Source organism: Tatumella citrea (assembly GCF_002163585.1).
In the GTDB taxonomy this organism is placed as follows: Bacteria; Pseudomonadota; Gammaproteobacteria; order Enterobacterales; family Enterobacteriaceae; genus Tatumella; species Tatumella citrea.
The window spans coordinates 2,733,315-2,754,164 of sequence record NZ_CP015579.1 but is presented as its reverse complement, the minus strand read 5'-3'; the positions used below and the strand labels follow the sequence as shown (position 1 = coordinate 2,754,164).

Here is a 20,850-nt window from a genome sequence, read left to right as displayed (position 1 = left end):
CATTGCTCAGGGCACCAGTAACGGGCCTTCGCGCAGTGCTTCTCCTCCGGCCAGTCTCACCACCAGTAGCCCGGGAGTGGCAAATCGAACCCAGTGGCGCGCATACAGTAACCCGTCCTGCTGAGCGAGCAGAGGCGTCAGTTGATCACTGACCGGGTCGAGGATTTCGGCAACCACTTCACCGGCACGGATCCACTCCCCTGGTTCACGGGTATAGATAATAACTCCGGCATGCGGAGCAGTCAGATACTCACAACCTGCCAGCGGTGCTGCCTGCGGTTCCGGCACTGGCGGAAGGGCAGGAACATCACCTGCAATATACTCCCAGGCGATCAGGCTGTTGATAATGGCCTGCGCATCATCACGAGCCTGAGCATGGCTGACATCCCGTGCACCACGTAACTCCAGAGTCACCGGCCTGAGCGGTTCCGGCAGTGGAAAGCGCTCAGCAAACTGGCGATGGAGGGTGTACCAGGGTTCGGCACAGGCTTCATCAAACGGTTCTCCGCCGGAAATATCGGCAATCAGCGCCGTCCGACAACCGAGATAGTGCCCCAGTATGGAAATCTGTGGCCATGCCTGTGGAGTGGTATACAGATGTGATACCGCTTCCCAGTCGCAATGCATATCGATCATGACGTCGGCTTTACAGGCCATACGCATTAGGATAGCGCGCTGTGACTGTAACTCACCTTCAGGAATATACTGGTCAAAATAACTGTCGATAGCACGGCGAATGACCCGTTTGTTTTCTGCTACATCGGTTCCAAGATTTGGGCCTGCCAGATCAGCTAACTGCTGGCCAATCGCCGGAAACTGGCGGTTGAAATCCTGGCCGCTGTTACTCTCAAACCGACCCAGTGGCTGGCCTTGTAACTGCTGGGAAAAACCGATCGGATTCGCGATGGGGACCAGAGTTATCTTTGCGCGCAACCGTCCACTGCTCTCCAGTGCACTAAGCATGTGTTTCAGATACCAGGCAACAGCAACGCCCGGCAACTCATCGCTATGCAATGCGGCCTGAATGTAGATTTGCTGAGCGTGATCATCGCCATATTCGTAACTGTCAATCTGTCGCTGAGTACCAAAGGCAGATCCCAGGATCGGGTAACTTTTGTGTTGCATGGGGTGTGGTCCTGCAGGCACAACCTGCCAGTAAACAGCTAAGTTGTGGATTAGTAAGTCCGGAGGATATGCCGGAAAGAGAGACTCTTTCCGGCAGGGAGCTGATTACTTCACTGAAATATCGGTAGTGAAATATTTTTTCTGCAGTTTATCGAAAGTACCGTCTGCTTTAATTTTAGCGTAAGCACTGTTCAGAGCGTTAAGCAGCTCGGTATCCCCTTTACGCAGGCCGATGGCGGTTCCCGGGCCTATGATAGGGTCCTGTACAGCAGGTCCGGTCAGAGCAAAGTCTTTACCGGCAGGCTGTTTCAGGAAGCCGATCCCGGCCTGAGCGCCGTCGGTGAATTCTGCATCCAGTCGGCCGGCAACCAGGTCATTTTCTACCTGAGATTGATCGCTATAAGCGACAATATTTACGCCATACGGCTGCCATTTAGCGCGGGCATAACGTTCCTGAATGGTTCCCTGCTCAACACCGACTGATTTTCCTTTCAGAGACTCAGCGGTAGGTAGCAGACCTGAGCCTTTACGCGCGACCAACATCACCGGCGTGTTGTAAACAGGAACGGTAAAGTCGATTTGTTTCAGACGTTCTGCGGTTACGCCCATATCTGACAGAATCGCATCAAATTTACGAGCTTTGAGGGCAGGGATCATGCCGTCAAATTCGTTTGTCACCCAGACGCATTTGACGTTCATTGCCTGGCATAATGCATTGCCCAGGTCGATATCGAAGCCAACCAGCTTACCGTCGTCAGTCTTGGACTCAAACGGCGGATACGTCGGGTCAACAGCAAAGCGAACCTGGGTCAAAGCAGCCTGGCTGAGCAACGGCGCACCGGCCAGCAGTGCGGTTAAAACAGTCAAACGAAGCTTTCTGGTAAACGTCATAATAAGTGAAATCCTGATAGTTTTGATGATGTAATTGCTAATCACTCCCTGTTGCCGGGAGCTTGTCAGACATTGCGCGAAGAGCCTGCTAACTTATGCTCCCCGGCAGCTTTTAGCTTGCCAGTCATTAATCTATCATATTTCCGCGGTACTGACAGGACAGCACGGCGACATTGTTTATCCAGTCATGTCCGGTAGCTGTGACAGTGTGGCGCCATTACTGATAATCACTTGCCGGTACCAGTCATAGCTCTGCTTACAAATACGTTGCCCGCTGCCGTTACCATAGTCGTCAAGATCGACATAAATCAGCCCGTAACGTTTTTCCATCTGCGAAGATGAACAGCTGACAATATCAATCGGTGACCATAAATAATAACCCAGCACAGGGACACCGTCTGCGATGGCCTGCTGTAATGCCTGTAAATGAGCTCTCAGATAGTCTATCCGGTAATCATCCCTGATGCTGCCATCAATCAGCCTGTCAAAACAACCAATCCCATTTTCGGTAATCATGATGGGTTTTTGCCAGCGGCCCCAGTATTCATTTAACACCGTCCGTAAGCCGACGGGGTCAATCGCCCAGCCCCAGGGGTTTTCATTTAGCAACGGGTTGGCTCGACTATTTTTACCTTCTGAACCAGCAAGATGCCGATCGGTGATGGTGGTGTAGTAATATGAAAACGACATAAAGTCTGCAGTATGTTGCAAATCTTCACGGTCCTGTCCGGTAATGGTCAGTCTGATATCGTGGTCAGAAAAATAACGCATGGCATAGCCAGGATAGCAGCCCCTTAGCAAGACATCGGCAAAGTAATATTCCATCTGATTACGTTGTTGTGCTGCCAGCACATCCCGTGGGTCGGTGGTCGCCGGATAGGCATAATCACAATACAGCATCATACCAATCTGTAAATCCGGATTCAGATGCAGGGCAAACTGCTTAATCTTCGCCGAAGCTACCATTTCATGGTGTACTGCCTGATATTTTGCCTGTCGAAGATTGGCAACACGGTCTGCGGGAATGCCTAAATGGTTAAATGATTCATAGCGGATCAGATTTATTTGATTGACCGGAATCCAATATCGAACCTGATGGTTATACCTTTCCAGGCAGACTCTGGCAAAACGGCAAAAAAGATCGACTAACCGCCGGTCAGACCAGCCGTTATATTCAAGCGCCAGCGTGAGTGGCATTTCGTAATGAGACAGGGTGATCATTGGCTGCATTCCGCAATCACAGATGGCGTTGATCAGCCGGTCATACCATGCCAGAGCTTCTGCATTGGGTTCTTCTTCATCGCCACGTGGGAAGACTCTGGACCAGCTGATCGAGGTTCTGAACGTTTTCATACCCAGTTTTGCCATCAACTTCAGATCCTGCTGATAGTGATGATAAAAATCAATAGCATTCCTTTTAGGAAACAGACTGTCGGAATCTGCCATCAGTTGAAGGATAGTGGTGCTGTCCATTTCCTTGTTTGACAGAGCACGGATGTCTCCTTCAGGAGAGAAACGGTTAATATCCGCCACGCTCCAGCCTTTTTTGCCTTCCTGCCATGCTCCTTCAGCCTGGTTGGCTGCAATAGCGCCTCCCCATAAAAAGTTGTCCGGAAATAGCGGTAGATTAGTCATGAAATTGTTCTCCCTGAACGGTATTTTTGGCCGGTTGCCGGTAGCCGAAGATCATCACTAATATGGCTGCAGTGGCCAGTGTCGCCAGTACTGAAACCAGATAGAGTCCCATTGGTGTAAAGGCCGGAATGCCAGGCAGGCTGGCAAAGGTATAAGCCACCATTTGTACGCGGAAGTAACCATTAATGGCGCCGCCCACCGCCGCAGCGATGGCAACATAAAGAAACAGGCGACGAAAAGGCAGCATCACACCATAGAGTATGGGTTCGGTGACACCACTGATCATGGCAGGCAGTAGCGCACTGCTGATTAATACCCGTAATTCTTTCGGAGGTCGGGTGAGTAAAACGCCTAAAGCCACCCCCATTTGGGCAAATGCAGCCATGCCGCCAATGGCATACACAGGGTCTCCTCCCCGGGCAAGATTGGCGAGTATCACGGGCACCAGTCCCCAGTGCAGCCCCATCAAAACAATAAATGTATAGCCAGCCCCTAAAATCAATCCGCACAGCAGACCGCTGCTGTTTTGTAGCAAGCTGACAGCCATTGCCAGCCACTCACCCAGAGCGATACCGAATGGCCCGAACAGCAGTAAGGTAGCCGGAATAATCACCACCAGTGAAAACATGGGTACCAGCACCAGTTGCAGATACAGGGGAATTATCCGTAACAGCAGCTTTTCCAGCCAGTAACACGCGGTAACGGCAATAAATACCGGAAATACGCTACCAGCATAATTTGCGGATACCAGCGGGAGGGTGGCAAATGAACTGCCCGGCAGAGCAACAATGCTGCAAAGTGACGGGTCCAGTAAGGCCGCGCCAATAATCAGACCGCTGAACGGATTGGCTCCCAGTCTTTTGGCTACTGAACATCCCAGCAGCGCTGGCAGAAAGTAAAACGGACAGTTGGCAATGGCGGCAAGTACCTGACAGCTGTGACCGGCAGCCAGAGTGGGGCTTATTCGTTCTGTCACCGTCAGGATAACCTTCAGCATTCCTCCGGCAGCCATCAGCCCAAGAAGTGGCAGAAAGCTGCCGGAAATAATATCAAACACAGACGTCCTGTCCGGTGACGGAGTTTCCGGTTGCTGGTTTGTCGGGGATACCGCCTGACATTGTTGCTGCAATGCCCGGTAAACCGCTGCGACCTGATGGCCGATAATAATCTGATACTGGCCACTGATAGTCACAGTCCCCAGAACACCTTGCGTATTTTTTAACGCATGATCATTACATTTATCCTGACAAGCCAGACGTAGCCTCAGCCTTGTGGCACAGTGGGTAAGGTTGAGAATATTACCAGCACCTCCCACGCCGGTGAGTATATGCTTTGCCAGTGAATTAGCAGACATCTGACATTCCTTTGTTAAGCGTAGCGGGTAGCGTCACGCTAAAACATCGTCAACACACTGGCAAAAGAATTCATTTTCAGATTTTGGAAAATGAATTCTTTGCTGGCAAAAAACGCGAACTTCAGAACCCCGGGGGGCGGGTGAAACGAAGGATATGGAACACGGTGCTGGTGATCGCCAGGCAGGAAAAATAGTTCGAGCTGAAAAAATCAGGGGGTTTGGTTAAATCGATAACAAAGTCAAACAAATTTTCCGTTCCGGACTGCGGTTGTCCGGCAGAGAAACAGACAGCGGTTTTTACTGACAACGCAGGCAGGAGCTCAGGGTGCTTTCTGAGCCAGTCGCCGGTTAAATCTATCAGTACCACGGTATCACTGAGCCTAATAAATTTGGCTAACAGGTGATTGTCACTTTGACGGTGCAACTGGAAAACCAGTCGTTGCTCATTGGCCAGAGCCTCCCGCAGCAAATTTGAAGGCATAAAACTGTAATCATTGGATAAAATCAGTAGGTTTCGGCTTTTTTCCAGCGCGCAAGCTATCTGTCGGCATAATGCCAAAGGTAAATGCTGGTGGATTTTCTTTAACATCGCGGCTTCTGACCACCGCGGATCTTCAGTCTGCCGGGTCATGGGCGGAGTGAAAAAGGGTTTCAGGTCTTGTTTGAGTGTCTGAAATGTCGGGTATCCCAGCACTTTACAGAATCTGGTGACGCTGGCAGGGGTGGTATTCGCCAGTAAGGCGATTTCCTCAATATAGATGGTCGGGAATTCGCGAATTTTTTTCAACATCACCAGCGCAATGTTGACGTATACCGAGGCTTTTCGGCAACAGAACAGATATTCAGATAATTTGATGTACAAAGGGCTGTGATAATAGTTCATCGTTCGCTCCAGGCAGAAGAACCAATGACTCATGGTAATCCTTTCAGAGGAATAAGCGGTGGCAGGTGGCGAAAAACGGGATCTGCGACGGAAGAAATGGAAGACAATTCTGTCCGTCGTTTCTGGTGTTGATAAACAGAGACAACCTCAGACAGTCTGGATTTTCCCTGCGGGTAACCTGGCGCTGTCTCTGTTGAACCGCTCAGTGCTCACGGCTGCCCGGAATGGTATGTACCGTCAGGCCACGTTGATTCGTCAATATATTTTCGGAAAGAACGTGCCTGTCCGGATAATCCCCGTCATTTTGTCGTCGGAACGGGACAGGAGCATCGGTAAACAAGCCTGCCAGTCGTTCGCGCCATGCACCTGCTCCGGCCGCCATAGCTTCACTGTCATAAGCTCCGGTCGAGTAAAGTGCAAACTCCGGTAATACGTCCATACCGGCAAAGAACAAAGTCCCGTGGGTTATCGGGAATAACAACTGGTCGAGCGGGCCATTAATACCGCGCGGACCATAATCGACAGCAGGTCCACCGACACTCACTGCCAGCAATGCGCGTTTGCCGGCGAGACCGCCTTCACCATAACGGTAACGGTTACCTGCATCTTTGTAACCATAGGCCAGCCCATAAGCCCAGACTCTGTCTATCCATCCCTTCATAATTGCCGGCATGCTGAACCACCACAGTGGGAAATGCAGGATAACCGCATCGGCTTCCGCCAGCTTACGTTGTTCTTCTGTAACGTCGGCAGTCTGATATCCATTGCTATAGGCGTGTGCGGATTCCTGAATAAACGATAAACGTTCATTACTCACCCGATCCGGAAAATCGCTGGCATCATATATCGCCTTCCAGTTCATTGCGTACAGGTCAGATTCCATCACCTGGTGGCCCTGTTTTACCAGGGTGCTGACAGAGATATCGGCCAGTTGCCGGGTAACCGAGGTCGCTTCAGGATGGGCAGAAACCACAAGAATTTACATAACTGTCTCACTTGTCAGATAAAGACAAGCACGGTAAAACGAACAGAGATATAGTGAAAATTAATTAATAAAATATCAGGTATTATTATGAACAATACCTTTAAGCAGTTAGACCTTAATTTATTGTTAACTCTCGATATATTGCTGAGTGAGTTAAACGTTACCCGGGCGGCAAACCGCCTGCATTTGTCTCAGCCAACAGTGAGCATTCAACTGGCCCGCTTAAGGGAGTTTTTTGGTGATCCGCTATTGCTGCCAGGACCGCGAGGCATGCTCCCGACAGCACGGGCCAGTCAGCTGCGCGAACCTCTGCACCTTGCGTTGCGTGGGCTGGAACTGGCTGTCGCACCGGCACAGCCGTTTGATCCTGCCACGGCCAGCCAGACCTGGAAAATTGCCGCCTTCGACTATGGTGAATACACCATTCTGCTGCCGGCGCTGTCAGCGCTGCGCAAAGCCGCTCCGGGGGTGAGGCTGGCGATTGAACAGTGCGTACCTTCCGGAATTTCCACCAAAGCACAACGTGGAGATATTGATCTGGCTCTGGTCACTGCCAGCGAAGCCCCACCGGAAATGCACAGTCGCAGGATATTCAGTGAGCGTTATGTACTGGCAGGGCGCGCAGGCCATCCGGGATTACAGGTAGCGCCGGATTTGTTCAGGTTTACTGCTTTTGAGTATGCCATCGTGTCCCCGGAAGGGGGTGGTTTTCGGGGGATGACCGATATAAGCCTGGCAGAGCAGGGATTAGCGCGGCAGGTCGTTTTATCGGTGCCACATTTTCTGGCACTGAATGCTGTGCTGGCAACGACCGATCTGGTCGCTATTGTGCCGTTGCGAATGGTGCAGGGAAACCCGGCATTGCAGTTTACCGAACCGCCACTGGCGATAGCAGGTTTTGAGATGCTGATGGTCTGGCCGGAACGGCTGCATCGTGATCCCGGACATCATTGGCTGAGGGAGCAACTGGCTGGGACCCTCTGACAGTTGGTACTGTCAGAACTGCACCCGGTGAACGGGTGCAGTGTTCAGGAATCAGAGTCAGGCTTTCTTCTGATGCCGCTCACGCAGGTTATTGATGACGGTACTGAAATCAAGTTCCTGGTCCTGCAGCAATACCAGCAGGTGATAGACCAGATCTGAGGCTTCATTTTTCAGTTCAAAACGGTCATTGACGGTGGCAGCCAGTGCCGTTTCGACGCCTTCCTCACCCACTTTTTGCGCAATACGCTTAGTACCCCGGGCATACAGGCTGGCGGTATAAGAGCTGTCAGGATCGGCAGATTTACGCGAAGCCAGCAGTTGCTCCAGCTGATACAGGAAAGTCCAGTCACTGGCAGCCGGAGAAAAACAGCTGGAAGTGCCGGTATGGCAGGTTGGGCCCTCAGGAATGGCCAGTACCAGCAGACTGTCATTGTCACAGTCAGCCGTAATACTTTCTACCTGCAGAAAATGGCCGGAGGTTTCTCCTTTGGTCCACAGGCGGTTTTTGGTGCGTGACCAGAAGGTCACATGACCGGTCTGTTGGGTGACTTCCAGAGCTTCAGCATTCATATATCCCAGCATCAGTACTTCACCGGAGATTTTATGCTGGATGATCGCCGGGATCATGCCGTCGGTTTTTTCCCAGTCCAGCCGGGCAAGTTGTTCAGCGCTTAACACGAACGGATCTCCACATTATTGGTACGCAAAAACTCTTTCAGCTCTGCGATATTAATCAGTTGTTTATGGAATACCGAGGCCGCCAGTGCACCATCAATATTGGTTTCACGGAAGGCATCCAGGAAGTGCTGCATGGTTCCGGCACCGCCTGATGCAATCAGTGGCACATGGCAACGTTCACGGATCAGCTTCAGTTGCTGTAAATCATAGCCGTTACGAACGCCATCCTGGTTCATCATATTCAGGACGATTTCACCGGCTCCACGTTTCTGAACTTCGGTTACCCAGTCGGCGGTTTGCCATTGAGTAACGCGGGTCCGTGATTCGTCGCCAGTGTATTGGTTAACGTGGTACAGACCGGTCTGTTCGTCGAACCAGGTATCAATCCCTACCACAATACACTGTACACCAAAACGGTCGGCCAGGCGGGTGATCAGATCCGGGTCGGCTAACGCCGGTGAGTTAATGGAGATTTTATCCGCCCCGAACGTCAGAATGCGTGCCGCGTCTTCCGGTGTTTTAATGCCACCGGCTACACAGAACGGAATATCAATGACTTCGGCAACCCGTGACACCCAGCTCTTATCAACCACACGACCGTCAGAGGAGGCGGTGATATCGTAGAAAACCAGCTCATCGGCACCTTCCTCGGCATAGCGTTTTGCCAGCGGGACGATATCACCGATAATTTCGTGGTTGCGGAATTGCACGCCTTTAACTACCTGTCCGTCACGAACATCCAGGCAGGGTATTATCCGTTTTGCCAGCATGAAATAGCCTCCGTCACTGTAAATTTACCTTCCAGTAAAGCTCGCCCGACAATAACGCCCTGAACACCGGTGTTGCGCAGTGCGGCGATATCGGCCAGCGAACCAATGCCTCCGGAAGACTGGAAGGCAATCTGTGGGTAACGGGCAGTAATTTCCTGATACAGAGCCACATTAGACCCGGCCAGGGTGCCGTCACGTGAGATGTCGGTACAAAGCACATGTTTCAGTCCGACAGACTGATAATCTTCAATGACCTGTTCCAGGGTCACTCCACCGGCTTCCTGCCAGCCACTGATGGCGACTTCTTTACGCTGATTTTCGTCAATACGAACATCCAGCGCCAGGACAATAGCATCAGCGCCAAAGTCACGAAACCACTGTTTTACTTCTTCCGGCTCGCGAATAGCGGTAGAACCCACCACCACTCGTGTGGCTCCGGCTTCCAGCAATGAGGCGACATCTGCACGGCTGCGAATGCCACCACCTACCTGGACCGGCACACTGACACCTGCCAGTAACTTTTTCAGCAGTGGAATCTGCCGGGCTGCAGGATCTTTAGCCCCGGTTAAATCAACCAGATGCAATACCCCGGCTCCTTCCTGCTGATAAGCCTGTAAACGTGGCAAAGGGTCGCTACCATAATCGCGCTGTTGCGCATAATCGCCCTGGTGAAGACGGACTACCTTACCTTCAATTAAATCAAGTGCGGGGATAATCATTACATCTCCAGGAAGTTTTTAATCAGCTGAGCACCGGCTTTGCCGGAGCGTTCCGGGTGAAACTGGACACCGTAAAAGTTGTCCTGCTGGACTGCGGCAGAGAACGGTTGTCCGTAATCACACTGGGCGATAGTGCCGCTAAATACCGGCATCGCGTAGCTGTGAACAAAGTAAAAATAGCTGTCCGCTGAGATGTTGCGAAATAACGGATGCCCGGCATGGGCGGTCAGTTGGTTCCAGCCCATATGCGGTAATGGCAGATCGCCTGTTTCCATCAGGGAAACTTCTTCATCCATCAGTCCGAGAGTATCAATTCCGTTATTTTCCTGGCTGTGACGTGCCAGTAATTGCATACCCAGACAGATCCCCAGCACGGGCTGGGTGCAGTTTTTAATCAGCTCAACCAGTTCCCGCTCCTGTAACTGGTCCATGGCGGCCCGTGCTGTGCCTACTCCGGGCAAAAACAGTTTGTCGGCATTTAGCACTATGGCTTTATCACGGCTGACAACCGGCTGATAACCCAGGCGTTCTACCGCCCACTTTACCGAAGACAGGTTGGCACAACCGGTGTCCAGGATGACGATACTCATTACAGTACCCCTTTTGAACTCGGTAAAGTGTTGCCGTTAACCTGAATCGCCTGGCGCAGAGTACGGCCAAAAGCTTTAAACAGGCTTTCTACGCGGTGGTGATCATTATTCCCCTTGGTTTTCAGATGCAGGGTACAAGCCATGCTGTAGGAGAGTGAGCGGAAGAAATGCTCGACCATTTCGGTACTCAGATCACCGACTCGTTGGAAAGTAAACGCTGCTTTATACACCAGGTAAGGGCGACCGGAGATGTCCAGGGCACAACGGGCCTGGCATTCATCCATTGGCAGTACGAAACCGAAACGACCGATACCGCGTTTGTCACCCAATGCTTTAAGCAGTGCTTCACCCAGCGCCAGCCCGGTATCCTCTACGGTGTGGTGATCATCGATATACAGATCACCTTTCACATCAATGTTCATCCGGAAACCACCATGGGTAGCAATCTGATCCAGCATGTGGTCAAAGAAACCCACACCGGTACTGATTTTGCTGCCACCTTCACGGTCCAGCCACACTTCGGCCATTACCTGAGTTTCTTTGGTATTACGCTGTACCAGCGCATGGCGATCACGGCGAGTCAGGCGGTCGGCAATTTGAGGCCACAGGTTTTCACCTTCGCCATAGCGGATACCCTGAATACCCATATTTTCTGCCAGGGTGATATCCGTCTGGCGATCACCAATCACATAACTGTTTTGCTTATCCAGCACACCTTCGGCCAGCCACGGTTCTACCATCTTTGTATGAGGTTTACGGCAGTCGCAGTTATCTTCTGGTTTGTGTGGGCAAATCAGAACTTCACTAAAGTTGACGCCCTGAGAGCTGAATACCTGCATCATCAGGTTGTGTGGGCCATCAAAGTCCGCCTGTGGAAAGCTGTCAGTGCCCAGTCCGTCCTGATTGGTAATCATCACCAACTGATAGCCGGCTTCCTGCAGGCGCAGCATTGCCGGGATAACGCCAGGTTCAAAAGCGAGTTTGTCCATCCGGTCAACCTGGAAATCGACAGGAGGTTCGGAGATCAGTGTTCCGTCACGGTCAATAAAAAGAGTTTTCTGGCTCATGCTTGCTCCGCAGAATCGCTTAAAGAGTGCAGGGCACTTATCAGGGTTTCACACTCCTGACGCGTGCCGATAGAAATTCGTAAACAGCCGTTCAGGCCCGGGTTTTTGCTCTGGTCACGTAAAATAATGCCCTGATCCCATAAGGCACGGAACACCGTAGTCCGGGTAAAACGAACCAGCAGATAGTTGGCTGAGCTCGGATAGACCTGCTCAACCAGCGAGCACTGCTCCAGTTGCTGCTGTAACCAGCTGCGGGTCTGATTGAGCGTTTTAACATTTTCACGCATCAGTGCCAGTCCCTGTTCACTCAGAGCCTGAGCTGCAATATCTGCCACCGGTGCAGACAACGGGTAAGGAGCAATCACTTTCAACAGCAGATTGATCACCTCAGGGTTTGCCAGGGTGAAGCCACAACGCAAACCGGCCAGAGCAAAGGCTTTGGACAGAGTGCGCAGAATCACCAGGTGCGGATAATCAAGCAACCAACTGGTCAGTGAGGCTTCGGGGCAAAAATCGATATAGGCTTCGTCTGCCACTACCAGTGCTTTACCAGCGGTCAGGTCTAACAGCTCACGAATCGACTGCGGATCAATAAGATTACCCGTCGGATTATTCGGGCTGCACAGATAAACCAGTTTCACGCCATCCAGTTGTGCGGCAATGGCCGGGACATCCGGTTGCCAGTTCTCCAGAGCGGGTACGGTCAGATATTCGACACCGATAGTTTCGGCACTGACACTGTACATGCCGTAAGTTGGCGGACAGAACAGAATCATATCTTTACCCGGTTCACAGAAAGCACGAATTAACAGCTCAATGCCTTCGTCAGCACCACGGCTGACCAGCACCTGATCACTGTTCAGGCCACAGTAAGCCGCGTAGCGTTCGATAACCTGAGCTGGCTGACATTCCGGATAACGGTTCAGCGTCTGACGGGTCAGTTCAAATGGCACAGCTACCGGATACTCGTTAGCATTCAGCCACACATCTCCTTTACCTCCTAATCGTCTGGCAGACTGATAAGGGGTAAGGGCTCTGACGTTCTCGCGAGCCAGTTGTTCAACAGACCTGGTCATACATTATCCTCCAGAGCTTTCACACGTAGCGTGACGGCATTTTTGTGAGCATCAAGCCGTTCTGCGGCAGCCAGAATTTCGATCGCCGGGGCCAGTGCAGCAAAGCCTGACGGAGACAGCTCCTGGATTGTCATGCGTTTTTGAAAATCAGCCAGTCCGAGACTGGAATAAGTTGAAGTATATCCGTAAGTCGGCAACACATGGTTAGTGCCTGACGCGTAATCACCGGCAGATTCCGGTGACCAGTCACCAAGGAATACGGAACCGGCGCTGGTGATTTGCTCTACCCATTTTCTCGGTTCGCGGGTCTGGATAATCAGGTGTTCAGGCCCGTAGCGGTTGGAAATGGCAATACACTCCGCTAAATCCTGTGCCACAATCAGCCGGCTGGCAGACAGCGCCTGGCGGGCTGTTTCTGCGCGTGGCAGTTCAGCCAGTTGACGGTGGATCTCTTCCGCCACTTTTTCCGCCATCGTACGTGAAGGCGTTAGCAGGATAACCTGAGAATCCGGACCGTGTTCTGCCTGAGAGAGCAAATCAGACGCGACGAATGACGGAGTCGCACCTTCGTCGGCAATCACCAGAACTTCTGAAGGGCCTGCCGGCATATCGATAGCGGCACCATCCAGCCGTTGGCTGACCTGGCGTTTAGCCTCAGTGACCCAGGCGTTGCCAGGCCCAAAAATTTTATCTACTTTTGGCACGGAGTCAGTGCCGAAGGCCATGGCGGCGATGGCCTGCGCGCCACCTACCTGGAATACTTTACTGATGCCGCACAGTCTGGCAGCAAACAGGATTTCATCAGCAATCGGTGGCGGTGAGCAAAGCACTACTTTACCGCAGCCGGCAATGCGTGCCGGGGTTGCCAGCATCAGTACCGTAGAGAACAGCGGGGCAGAGCCACCCGGAATATAAAGACCGACAGACTGAACCGGACGAGTCACCTGCTGGCAGCGTACCCCGGGCTGGGTTTCGATATCCACCCCCGGGAACACCTGCGCCTGGTGAAAGGCTTCTATATTACTGGCTGCCGTCTGCATGGCAGCTTTCAGTGAATCACTCACCCGTGCCACTGCTGCCGTGATTTCCTGCTCACTGACTGCAAAGTTTTCAGGGCTGACTTTGTCGAATTTAGCACTGAAGTTACGCAGTGCTGTATCTCCCTGCTCACGCACCTGTGCCAGCACATCCTGAACCGTCTGAGCGATGGTGTCTGAGGAGGCCAGAGCAGGGCGTTTTAGCAACGCCTGCTGCTGTTCTGCACTGCACTGTTGCCAGTCGATAATAGTGTCAAAGCTGCTCATCGCTTACTCCATCATTTTTTCGATTGGCAGAACGAGAATTGAACTGGCACCCAGTGATTTCAGTTTTTCCATGGTTTCCCAGAACAGTGTTTCACTGCTGACCATGTGCATGGCAACCCGGGCCTGATCTCCTGCCAGAGGCAACAGGGTAGGACGTTCGGCACCCGGTAACAGGCTGATAACTTCTTCCAGCCGATCGGTTGGCGCGTGCAGCATGATGTATTTTGATTCACGCGCTTTAATTACGCCCTGAATACGGGTCAGCAGTTTATCAATCAGATACTGCTTCTCGGCTGGCATCTCTCCGTCGCGCTGAATAAGTACTGCTTTGGAACGATAAATAACATCAACTTCACGCAGTCCGTTGGCTTCCAGAGTTGCGCCGGTAGAAACCAGGTCACAGATACCGTCAGCCAGCCCGGCACGCGGGGCTACTTCGACTGAACCATTCAGCAGGCAGGATTTAAAAGCGATATTTTTACTGTCGAAGTAGCGTTTCAGAAGGTGAGGATAGGAAGTGGCAACACGTTTGTTATTCAGACATTCAGGGCCGGTGTACTCAGCATCCACCGGCATGGCCAGTGATAACCGACAACCACCGAAATCGAGGCGACGCAGGGTGGTATAACGCGGGTCTTCGCCCTGGGCACGACGAGACAGTAACTCTTCTTCCAGCACATTTTCACCAATAATGCCCAGGTCAACCACACCATCCATGACCAGGCCAGGGATATCGTCATCACGTACCCGCAGGATATCAATCGGCATATTCTCGGCGAATGCAATCAGGCGCTGCTGTTGCAGATTAATTTTAATACCACAACGGGTCAGCAGTTCGCGGGAGTCATCACTCAGGCGACCTGATTTTTGCATGGCAATGCGGATACGTTTGTTATCTAACATCTGTCCAGTCCTCTGTTTACTGTTCCTGTGCGGAATTTATAATTGTTAAATTTCTGCCCATAAAAAAACCCCCGGAAGATCTCTTCCGGGGGTTTAATATTGCGCTCAAACCACTGGAAGATCTTTTCGTCTCCCAGCACACATCGCCTGAAAGACTAGTCAGGATGATGGTGATGATGGTGGTTAGATTGAACGCGAATCATAAATTTTTCCGACGATTTAAAGGGTCATTTGTCTGGCATTTAAGCTAACCAAAATAACGCATACTGGCAACACTTTTTTATAATGATAAGCAGAAATGATGGCAAAAATTTGTACTGGCCTGAAAACCGCCGGAGGAATACCATCGTTAAGCAGAGACTTTGGCGTTGGACAGGATACTATTAAGGCGAAATCTGTATGAAAAAAGTAGCAATCGTGGGGCTGGGCTGGCTGGGAATGCCGCTGGCACGACAGCTGGCAGGCAGAGGCTGGCAGGTTACTGGCAGTAAAACCACTGCAGATGGTGTGCAGGCGGCCCGGGCGGTCGGTATTAATGCCTGCCTGCTGAAACTGACTCCTGAACCGGAGTGTGATGCTGATGATTTAGCCGATTTGCTGGACGCCGATGCACTGGTGGTTACGTTGCCGGCCAGCCGGAGTGCTGAAAGCAGCGAGCAGTACGTCTATGCAGTGCAGAATATTGTCGACAGTGCGCTGGCACACAAAGTGAAACATATCATCTTTACCAGTTCGACATCCGTTTATGGCGATGTCAGTGGCGAGGTTGATGAAAACAGCCCGCTGCATCCGGTAACTGCTGCCGCTCATTCTCTGGTGCGACTGGAGCAGTGGCTGCACGATTTACCGGGAACTCAGGTGGATATTTTACGACTGGCAGGGCTGGTGGGCCCTGATCGCCATCCCGGACGTTTCCTGGCGGGTAAACGTGGCCTGACTAACGGACAGCACGGAGTTAACCTGGTGCATCTGGATGATGTGATTGCGGCGATAGTATTATTGCTGGAACAACCAGGTCGGAGCGGTATTTACAATCTGTGTGCGGCCGGACATCCGCCGCGCGACCAGTTTTATCCACAACTGGCCCGGCAGGCAGGGTGGGATGCCCCGGAGTTTGATCAGCAGTTCTCTTCGAACGGGGGCAAAGTGGTACTGGCAGAGAATATTTGCCGGCAACGGGGCTTTGCTTACCGCTGGTCAGATCCTTTCCAGATGCCCCTGGAATAGGCTTTACCCGCAAAACACCCCCGAAATTACGATAATCTCTTGTATTGATGGTCGGTTTTGGGCAAAATGTGCATCTGCAAATTTGAAAAATAACCGACGCCTTTCCTGGCATCGGTTATTTTTTTTGCATGAATGTTTTATGACTTTCTCCTGATGGGGCCGGATTTATTCCGGAGAGATATACACAAAAAAACACTCACTGAAGGTGAGTCTGAGGAAATATTGATGGGGTTGTTATCCACTTTACCAGTTGTCTCTGGTAACCGCTTTCGTGACGACTACGGCGCGACATGCTTTGGCAAATCTGCTATTCACTTCACTTTTCGCCCTGCGCGGAAATTCCCTGTGGAGCAATCCGCACAGATTGTTACTGTAGGGGGGCACCATCATGCAAAATAATACTTCTCCAGCACCACAGCGTGCCAATCTTAAAAAAACTCTAACGCTGCTTCCGGTGGTTATGATTGGTCTGGCTTATATGCAGCCAATGACCCTGTTTGATACATTCGGGATTGTCTCGGGACTGACCGGTGGTCATGTTGCGACGGCTTATGTCTTTGCATTAATCGCGATTCTTTTTACCGCTCTGAGCTATGGCAAGCTGGTTCGCCGCTTCCCGTCAGCCGGTTCGGCATATACTTACGCACAGAAATCTATTAGCCCTCACGTCGGGTTTATGGTCGGCTGGTCATCATTGCTGGACTACCTGTTCATGCCAATGATTAACATCCTGCTGGCAAAAAGCTATTTTGAATCACTGGTGCCAGGGATTCCGTCATGGATCTTCGTGGTATTACTGGTGGTATTTATGACGGTAACTAACCTGAAAGGGATTAAAACCGTCGCTAACTTTAACAGCATCATTGTGGTCTTGCAGATTGCGGTGATGGTATTTATTGTTGGCCTGGTTATCTATGGTGTCAGCCATGGGGTGGGTGCCGGAACTCTGGTAAGCAGCAAACCGTTCTGGTCTTCAGATGCGCAGGTTGTGCCGATGATTACCGGGGCGACGATATTGTGCTTCTCATTCCTTGGTTTCGATGGCATCAGTTCTCTGTCTGAAGAAACCAAAGATGCTGAACGTACTATTCCGAAAGCGATCTTCCTGACAGCGCTGATTGGTGGGTTACTGTTTATTGCAGTGTCTTATTTCCTGCAACTGTACTTCCCGGACATTTCACGCTTCAAAGATCCTGACTCATCGCAGCCAGAAATTATGCTGTATGTTGCCGGGAAAACGTTCCAGTTTGGTATCCTGATCTTCTCCTGTGTCACCGTACTGGCTTCAGGTATGGCTGCGCATGCAGGCGTATCACGTCTGATGTACGTGATGGGACGTGACGGTGTATTCCCGCAGCGTTTCTTCGGTTATATTTCGCCAAAATGGTCTACCCCGACACTGAACGTGTTGCTGGTAGGGGCAATTGCGCTGCTGGCAATTAACTTTGACCTGGTCACCGCGACAGCTCTGATTAACTTTGGTGCGCTGGTAGCGTTTACCTTTGTTAACCTGTCCGTGATTTCGCAGTTCTGGATTCGTGAAAAACGTAATAAAACACTGAAAGATCACTTCAGCTTCCTGATTCTGCCTTTGCTGGGGGCGATTACTGTCGGTGCTTTATGGGTTAACCTGGAAGAGAGTTCAATGGTTCTGGGACTGATCTGGGCGGCGATTGGGATTGTTTACCTGGCCGTGGTAACGCGCAGCTTCCGCCTGCCGGTACCGCAGTACAGTGAAGACGGATTATAATCCACTCACTGCTTTGAGATAAAAACCCTGCCGGTGACCACCGGTGGGGTTTTTTTTCGACTGCGTATCAGCTCAGTAACGTTTCTGCATAGCGATACAGTGATTTCAGCAGTGATTGCCTGCGTTCGTCTTCCGGATAAAGTGCTGCCAGCTGTTGCAGCTCCTCAATATATTGCTCAACACGAGGTGCAGAGAGCATTTCACGGCGATGTTCCAGCCAGCGTTGCTGTTCACTGTCATCAAGGGTGCCCGGGAAGTTACGGGCGCGGTAACGAAACAACAGGATATTAATTCGTGGATCGTGATAGGTCAGATCAAGAGCCGGCAGATTGCGTGGCTCGGTTGTCCGGATAATATTCATGGCATGCTTATCCGCTTCACCGAAGAAACCGTTATACAGTTGTGCATCCACATCACTATTGGCGGGAAATTCACGGCTGGTCGCAAAAACGGAAACCACTTTTTCCCGGATTTCGCTGTGACGGCGCAGTAATGCGAGGTTTTCCAGGCAATGCTGACGATCAATGGCCAGCCGCTCTGCATCTTCCGGGCGCAATGTGCTGGCGGGCGCCAGTACCGGGCACTTGTTGATATGTACCAGTTTTAACGGCACTGCCGGCAATGAACCACGCTGTTCACGACTACTGTACAGACGCTCGCGCAGTGTATCGGCGGTTTCCTCCAGCAATGGCCGGATATCACCAGCCAAATCTATGGTAATCAGCGCATTTTTGTTATCCGGATGCCAGGCGAGCGGTACTATCCAGCTGGTATTTCCTCTGGCGGCCCCAAACATTCCGGACACATGAACCAGCGGTTTCATCTGTGGAATATCAATCAGTGTCTGGAGTTTATTTTTATTACGATGCCGGAACAGGAAATCGAACAGTTTCGGCTGTTTTTCCCTGACCAGCCTGGCCATTGCAATGGTGGCATACACATCTGACATCGCATCATGGGCTTGCTCATGGCTGACATTGTTGGCGGCCGTCAGGTGTTCCAGCCGGAAGGAGGGAAAACCTTCTTCATTTTCCGGCCAGTTAATCCCTTCAGGGCGCAGGGCATAACAGGCCCGCATCACGTCCAGCAAATCCCACCGGGAGTTACCAGCCTGCCAGCTCCAGCCATAAGGATCATAAAAGTTACGGTAAAAAATATTGCGGCTGACTTCATCATCGAAGCGAACGTTATTGTAACCCACCACACAGGTCGCAGGTTCAGAGAACAAAGTATGAATACGTCGTGCAAATTCGGCTTCACTGACCCCCTGTGCCAACGCATGCTGAGGGGTAATTCCGGTAATCATTACCGCTTCCGGCTGAGGAAGATAATCGTCGGCCGGCTGGCAGTAAAAAACTTCCGGTTCACCAATAATATTAAATTCGGCGTCAGTACGAATACCGGCAAACTGAGCCGGACGGTCCAGTGCCGGATGTTTTCCAAAAGTCTCGTAGTCATGGAAGAGGAAGGTAGGCGTTACTGATTCATTATTTTTCATCCAATACCTTCCTTTTCTTTCCTGTTAATTTATTAAATATCAATTTCTTACCGGTTTTATTGAGCAATTATCGACCTTTTCTATCCTAAACTTTCCTTTGTTATCCTCTTTACTCCACGCAACATTTTGTACCATTCTTGTACCAACTTCCATTTTTCTGGTGTACCAAATTTAGAATGGCTCTTTCAGACACGAAGCTAAGAACAATTTCAGGCAAAGCCTATACTGGACCCACGGAGGTTACAGACTCTAACGGCCTGAGCGCAAGGATATCACCTAAAGGGGTTATCAACTTCCAGTTCCGCTTTAAATGGCAGGGAAAATTTCAGCGCATGAGTATTGGCCGGTATCCGTCAGTGTCGCTAAAGGATGCCAGGAACATTACTGATGAACTCAGGCTACTGGTTGCTTCCGGCACCGACCCGCGCTCTAAGTTCGATAGAGGCCAGAGCTCAAAAGCTACCTTGGCCGACTGTCTGGATTACTGGTACCAAAACTATGTAATTATGCAACTCAGGCCTAAGACCCGGGACCTCTATTGTTCAACAGTGATGAAGGTCATGGACGGTGCATTTCGGTATGTACCCATTGAGGACATTACTGCTAAGCAGTGGGTCGATTTCTTTACTGTGCAGGAGCGGGAGAATCCGCGCCGGGCTCGACAGGTTCTTAGCCAACTGAGAACGGCAACGCACTGGTGCATCCGCCGGCAGTATATTGAGTCGTCTTCTCTGATGAACATTCTACCCCGGGACTTTGGTGCGTCATCGCAGGTAGGTGACAGGGTCCTGACCTATCAGGAACTGGCGAAAATATGGCTGAAAATAGATCGCACCCGGGCATCCACAGCCAACAAGCTTCTTCACCAGATGCTGATGCTGTGGGGCGCAAGAAACTCAGAGTTGAGGCAGGCCACAACGCAGCACTTTGACCTGGATAGCATGATCTGGACCACGCCCGCGGAGTTAAGCAAGATGGGTAACATAATTCGCCGGCCAATCTTCCCGGCGATTGAGCCACTTCTTGAAAAGGCACTGACCACTTATAAGGGTGTTTTGTTTCCGGGAGCTGAGCTGGACAAGCCAATAACGATATCTGCGGCCAACAGATATATCGGTAGGGTTCGTGATGACATGGATATCGGGTACTGGAGAGCGCACGATTTTCGCCGGACGCTGGTTACCCGATTGTCTGAGCAGGGAGTAGCGCCCCATGTCACCGAGAAGATGCTGGGGCATGATTTGGGTGGGATTATGGCCGTATACAACAAGCATGACTGGATTGAAGATCAGAAGCAGGGTTATGAGCTTCACGCGGAGAAAATATTCTGGCACGTTAAGAAGCTATCCTCTGCTTAGAGCCGCCATTGTTAATCCAGTTCTGCACCTCGGATGGCCGGTATTGATTCGGA

General features: G+C 51.3%; 20 protein-coding genes and 1 other annotated feature. Of the genes, 4 read left to right on the top strand and 16 right to left on the bottom strand.

Going from position 1 to position 20,850, the window contains the following annotated elements; all coding sequences use genetic code 11:
- Positions 1-6: 6 nt before the first annotated feature.
- The 6 genes from A7K98_RS13255 to A7K98_RS13230 form a co-directional block, all read right to left on the bottom strand.
- Positions 7-1,125, bottom strand: coding sequence for a M14 family zinc carboxypeptidase (locus A7K98_RS13255; RefSeq protein ID WP_087488992.1), 1,119 nt, complete (start codon positions 1,123-1,125; stop codon positions 7-9).
- Between the two features lie 105 nt (positions 1,126-1,230).
- Entirely contained in the window at positions 1,231-2,016 is a 786-nt protein-coding gene (locus A7K98_RS13250) for an ABC transporter substrate-binding protein (protein ID WP_087488991.1), read from the bottom strand.
- Positions 2,017-2,193: 177 nt separating this feature from the next.
- A complete protein-coding gene (locus A7K98_RS13245) occupies positions 2,194-3,651 on the bottom strand; it encodes a glycoside hydrolase family 1 protein (RefSeq protein ID WP_087488990.1) in 1,458 nt (485 codons plus the stop codon).
- Positions 3,644-5,005 carry a PTS transporter subunit EIIC gene (locus tag A7K98_RS13240; protein ID WP_087490507.1) on the bottom strand — a complete coding sequence of 454 codons (1,362 nt, stop codon included), beginning with the start codon at positions 5,003-5,005 and terminating at the stop codon, positions 3,644-3,646. The genes A7K98_RS13245 and A7K98_RS13240 overlap by 8 nt, the downstream gene beginning before the upstream one ends.
- A 121-nt stretch (positions 5,006-5,126) precedes the next feature.
- Positions 5,127-5,888: a MurR/RpiR family transcriptional regulator gene (locus A7K98_RS13235; RefSeq protein WP_157665964.1), complete on the bottom strand. Its 762-nt coding sequence runs from the start codon at positions 5,886-5,888 to the stop codon at positions 5,127-5,129.
- A gap of 202 nt (positions 5,889-6,090) precedes the next feature.
- Positions 6,091-6,867, bottom strand: a complete 777-nt coding sequence (locus tag A7K98_RS13230; RefSeq protein ID WP_087488988.1) for an NAD(P)H-dependent oxidoreductase — start codon at positions 6,865-6,867, stop codon at positions 6,091-6,093.
- 93 nt (positions 6,868-6,960) lie between these two features.
- On the opposite strand from A7K98_RS13230, the gene A7K98_RS13225 reads away from it, so the two are divergent.
- The gene (locus tag A7K98_RS13225; RefSeq protein ID WP_087488987.1) at positions 6,961-7,857 is read left to right on the top strand and encodes a LysR family transcriptional regulator; all 897 of its coding nucleotides are present in this window, start codon (positions 6,961-6,963) and stop codon (positions 7,855-7,857) included.
- Between the two features lie 57 nt (positions 7,858-7,914).
- Here A7K98_RS13225 and hisIE read toward each other — a convergent pair whose 3' ends face one another.
- The 9 genes from hisIE to hisL all read right to left on the bottom strand — a co-directional run bounded on the left by hisIE (position 7,915) and on the right by hisL (position 15,167).
- Positions 7,915-8,484, bottom strand: a complete 570-nt coding sequence (hisIE, locus tag A7K98_RS13220; protein WP_407703117.1) for a bifunctional phosphoribosyl-AMP cyclohydrolase/phosphoribosyl-ATP diphosphatase HisIE — start codon at positions 8,482-8,484, stop codon at positions 7,915-7,917.
- Positions 8,485-8,528: 44 nt separating this feature from the next.
- On the bottom strand, positions 8,529-9,305 hold the full coding sequence (hisF, locus tag A7K98_RS13215) for an imidazole glycerol phosphate synthase subunit HisF (protein ID WP_087488985.1): 777 nt from the start codon (positions 9,303-9,305) through the stop codon (positions 8,529-8,531).
- Positions 9,287-10,024, bottom strand: a complete 738-nt coding sequence (gene hisA / locus A7K98_RS13210; protein WP_087488984.1) for a 1-(5-phosphoribosyl)-5-[(5-phosphoribosylamino)methylideneamino]imidazole-4-carboxamide isomerase — start codon at positions 10,022-10,024, stop codon at positions 9,287-9,289. Before hisA ends, hisF begins: the two co-directional genes overlap by 19 nt.
- Entirely contained in the window at positions 10,024-10,614 is a 591-nt protein-coding gene (hisH, locus tag A7K98_RS13205; RefSeq protein WP_087488983.1) for an imidazole glycerol phosphate synthase subunit HisH, read from the bottom strand. The genes hisA and hisH overlap by 1 nt, the downstream gene beginning before the upstream one ends.
- Complete coding sequence (gene hisB, locus A7K98_RS13200; RefSeq protein WP_087488982.1) at positions 10,614-11,681, bottom strand: bifunctional histidinol-phosphatase/imidazoleglycerol-phosphate dehydratase HisB; 1,068 nt, start codon at positions 11,679-11,681, stop codon at positions 10,614-10,616. Before hisB ends, hisH begins: the two co-directional genes overlap by 1 nt.
- On the bottom strand, positions 11,678-12,757 hold the full coding sequence (hisC, locus tag A7K98_RS13195; RefSeq protein WP_087488981.1) for a histidinol-phosphate transaminase: 1,080 nt from the start codon (positions 12,755-12,757) through the stop codon (positions 11,678-11,680). The genes hisB and hisC overlap by 4 nt, the downstream gene beginning before the upstream one ends.
- Positions 12,754-14,061 (bottom strand): histidinol dehydrogenase, encoded by a 1,308-nt coding sequence (gene hisD, locus A7K98_RS13190; protein ID WP_087488980.1) that lies wholly within the window; start codon positions 14,059-14,061, stop codon positions 12,754-12,756. The genes hisC and hisD overlap by 4 nt, the downstream gene beginning before the upstream one ends.
- Before the next feature lie 3 nt (positions 14,062-14,064).
- Complete coding sequence (gene hisG / locus A7K98_RS13185; RefSeq protein ID WP_087488979.1) at positions 14,065-14,964, bottom strand: ATP phosphoribosyltransferase; 900 nt, start codon at positions 14,962-14,964, stop codon at positions 14,065-14,067.
- A gap of 59 nt (positions 14,965-15,023) precedes the next feature.
- Positions 15,024-15,144 (bottom strand) — a sequence feature (His leader region).
- Entirely contained in the window at positions 15,120-15,167 is a 48-nt protein-coding gene (gene hisL / locus A7K98_RS21390) for a his operon leader peptide (RefSeq protein WP_156994614.1), read from the bottom strand. It overlaps the preceding feature by 25 nt.
- Positions 15,168-15,363: 196 nt before the next feature.
- Between hisL and A7K98_RS13180 the strand changes: the two genes are divergently transcribed.
- Both A7K98_RS13180 and A7K98_RS13170 read left to right on the top strand, forming a co-directional pair.
- Positions 15,364-16,191 carry an SDR family oxidoreductase gene (locus A7K98_RS13180; protein ID WP_087488978.1) on the top strand — a complete coding sequence of 276 codons (828 nt, stop codon included), beginning with the start codon at positions 15,364-15,366 and terminating at the stop codon, positions 16,189-16,191.
- 388 nt (positions 16,192-16,579) lie between these two features.
- Positions 16,580-17,941 (top strand): APC family permease, encoded by a 1,362-nt coding sequence (locus tag A7K98_RS13170; protein ID WP_087488977.1) that lies wholly within the window; start codon positions 16,580-16,582, stop codon positions 17,939-17,941.
- A 67-nt stretch (positions 17,942-18,008) separates the two neighbouring features.
- Here the strand turns inward: A7K98_RS13170 and sbcB are convergent, their stop codons facing one another.
- The gene (sbcB, locus tag A7K98_RS13165) at positions 18,009-19,439 is read right to left on the bottom strand and encodes an exodeoxyribonuclease I (RefSeq protein WP_087488976.1); all 1,431 of its coding nucleotides are present in this window, start codon (positions 19,437-19,439) and stop codon (positions 18,009-18,011) included.
- A gap of 176 nt (positions 19,440-19,615) precedes the next feature.
- On the opposite strand from sbcB, the gene A7K98_RS13160 reads away from it, so the two are divergent.
- Complete coding sequence (locus A7K98_RS13160; protein WP_087488975.1) at positions 19,616-20,797, top strand: tyrosine-type recombinase/integrase; 1,182 nt, start codon at positions 19,616-19,618, stop codon at positions 20,795-20,797.
- Positions 20,798-20,850 lie beyond the last annotated feature (53 nt).

What these genes read in the sequence shown, in the direction of transcription:
- sbcB (WP_087488976.1), bottom strand. Translation starts at nt 19,439, where the DNA reads ATGAAAAATAATGAATCAGTAACGCCTACCTTCCTCTTCCATGACTAC.
- A7K98_RS13180 (WP_087488978.1), top strand. Translation starts at nt 15,364, where the DNA reads ATGAAAAAAGTAGCAATCGTGGGGCTGGGCTGGCTGGGAATGCCGCTG.
- hisC (WP_087488981.1), bottom strand. Translation starts at nt 12,757, where the DNA reads ATGACCAGGTCTGTTGAACAACTGGCTCGCGAGAACGTCAGAGCCCTT.
- A7K98_RS13255 (WP_087488992.1), bottom strand. Translation starts at nt 1,125, where the DNA reads ATGCAACACAAAAGTTACCCGATCCTGGGATCTGCCTTTGGTACTCAG.
- A7K98_RS13170 (WP_087488977.1), top strand. Translation starts at nt 16,580, where the DNA reads ATGCAAAATAATACTTCTCCAGCACCACAGCGTGCCAATCTTAAAAAA.
- hisF (WP_087488985.1), bottom strand. Translation starts at nt 9,305, where the DNA reads ATGCTGGCAAAACGGATAATACCCTGCCTGGATGTTCGTGACGGACAG.
- hisA (WP_087488984.1), bottom strand. Translation starts at nt 10,024, where the DNA reads ATGATTATCCCCGCACTTGATTTAATTGAAGGTAAGGTAGTCCGTCTT.
- hisG (WP_087488979.1), bottom strand. Translation starts at nt 14,964, where the DNA reads ATGTTAGATAACAAACGTATCCGCATTGCCATGCAAAAATCAGGTCGC.
- hisIE (WP_407703117.1), bottom strand. Translation starts at nt 8,484, where the DNA reads ATGATCCCGGCGATCATCCAGCATAAAATCTCCGGTGAAGTACTGATG.
- hisD (WP_087488980.1), bottom strand. Translation starts at nt 14,061, where the DNA reads ATGAGCAGCTTTGACACTATTATCGACTGGCAACAGTGCAGTGCAGAA.
- hisH (WP_087488983.1), bottom strand. Translation starts at nt 10,614, where the DNA reads ATGAGTATCGTCATCCTGGACACCGGTTGTGCCAACCTGTCTTCGGTA.
- hisB (WP_087488982.1), bottom strand. Translation starts at nt 11,681, where the DNA reads ATGAGCCAGAAAACTCTTTTTATTGACCGTGACGGAACACTGATCTCC.
- A7K98_RS13240 (WP_087490507.1), bottom strand. Translation starts at nt 5,005, where the DNA reads ATGTCTGCTAATTCACTGGCAAAGCATATACTCACCGGCGTGGGAGGT.
- A7K98_RS13245 (WP_087488990.1), bottom strand. Translation starts at nt 3,651, where the DNA reads ATGACTAATCTACCGCTATTTCCGGACAACTTTTTATGGGGAGGCGCT.
- A7K98_RS13160 (WP_087488975.1), top strand. Translation starts at nt 19,616, where the DNA reads ATGGCTCTTTCAGACACGAAGCTAAGAACAATTTCAGGCAAAGCCTAT.
- A7K98_RS13250 (WP_087488991.1), bottom strand. Translation starts at nt 2,016, where the DNA reads ATGACGTTTACCAGAAAGCTTCGTTTGACTGTTTTAACCGCACTGCTG.
- A7K98_RS13225 (WP_087488987.1), top strand. Translation starts at nt 6,961, where the DNA reads ATGAACAATACCTTTAAGCAGTTAGACCTTAATTTATTGTTAACTCTC.
- A7K98_RS13235 (WP_157665964.1), bottom strand. Translation starts at nt 5,888, where the DNA reads ATGAACTATTATCACAGCCCTTTGTACATCAAATTATCTGAATATCTG.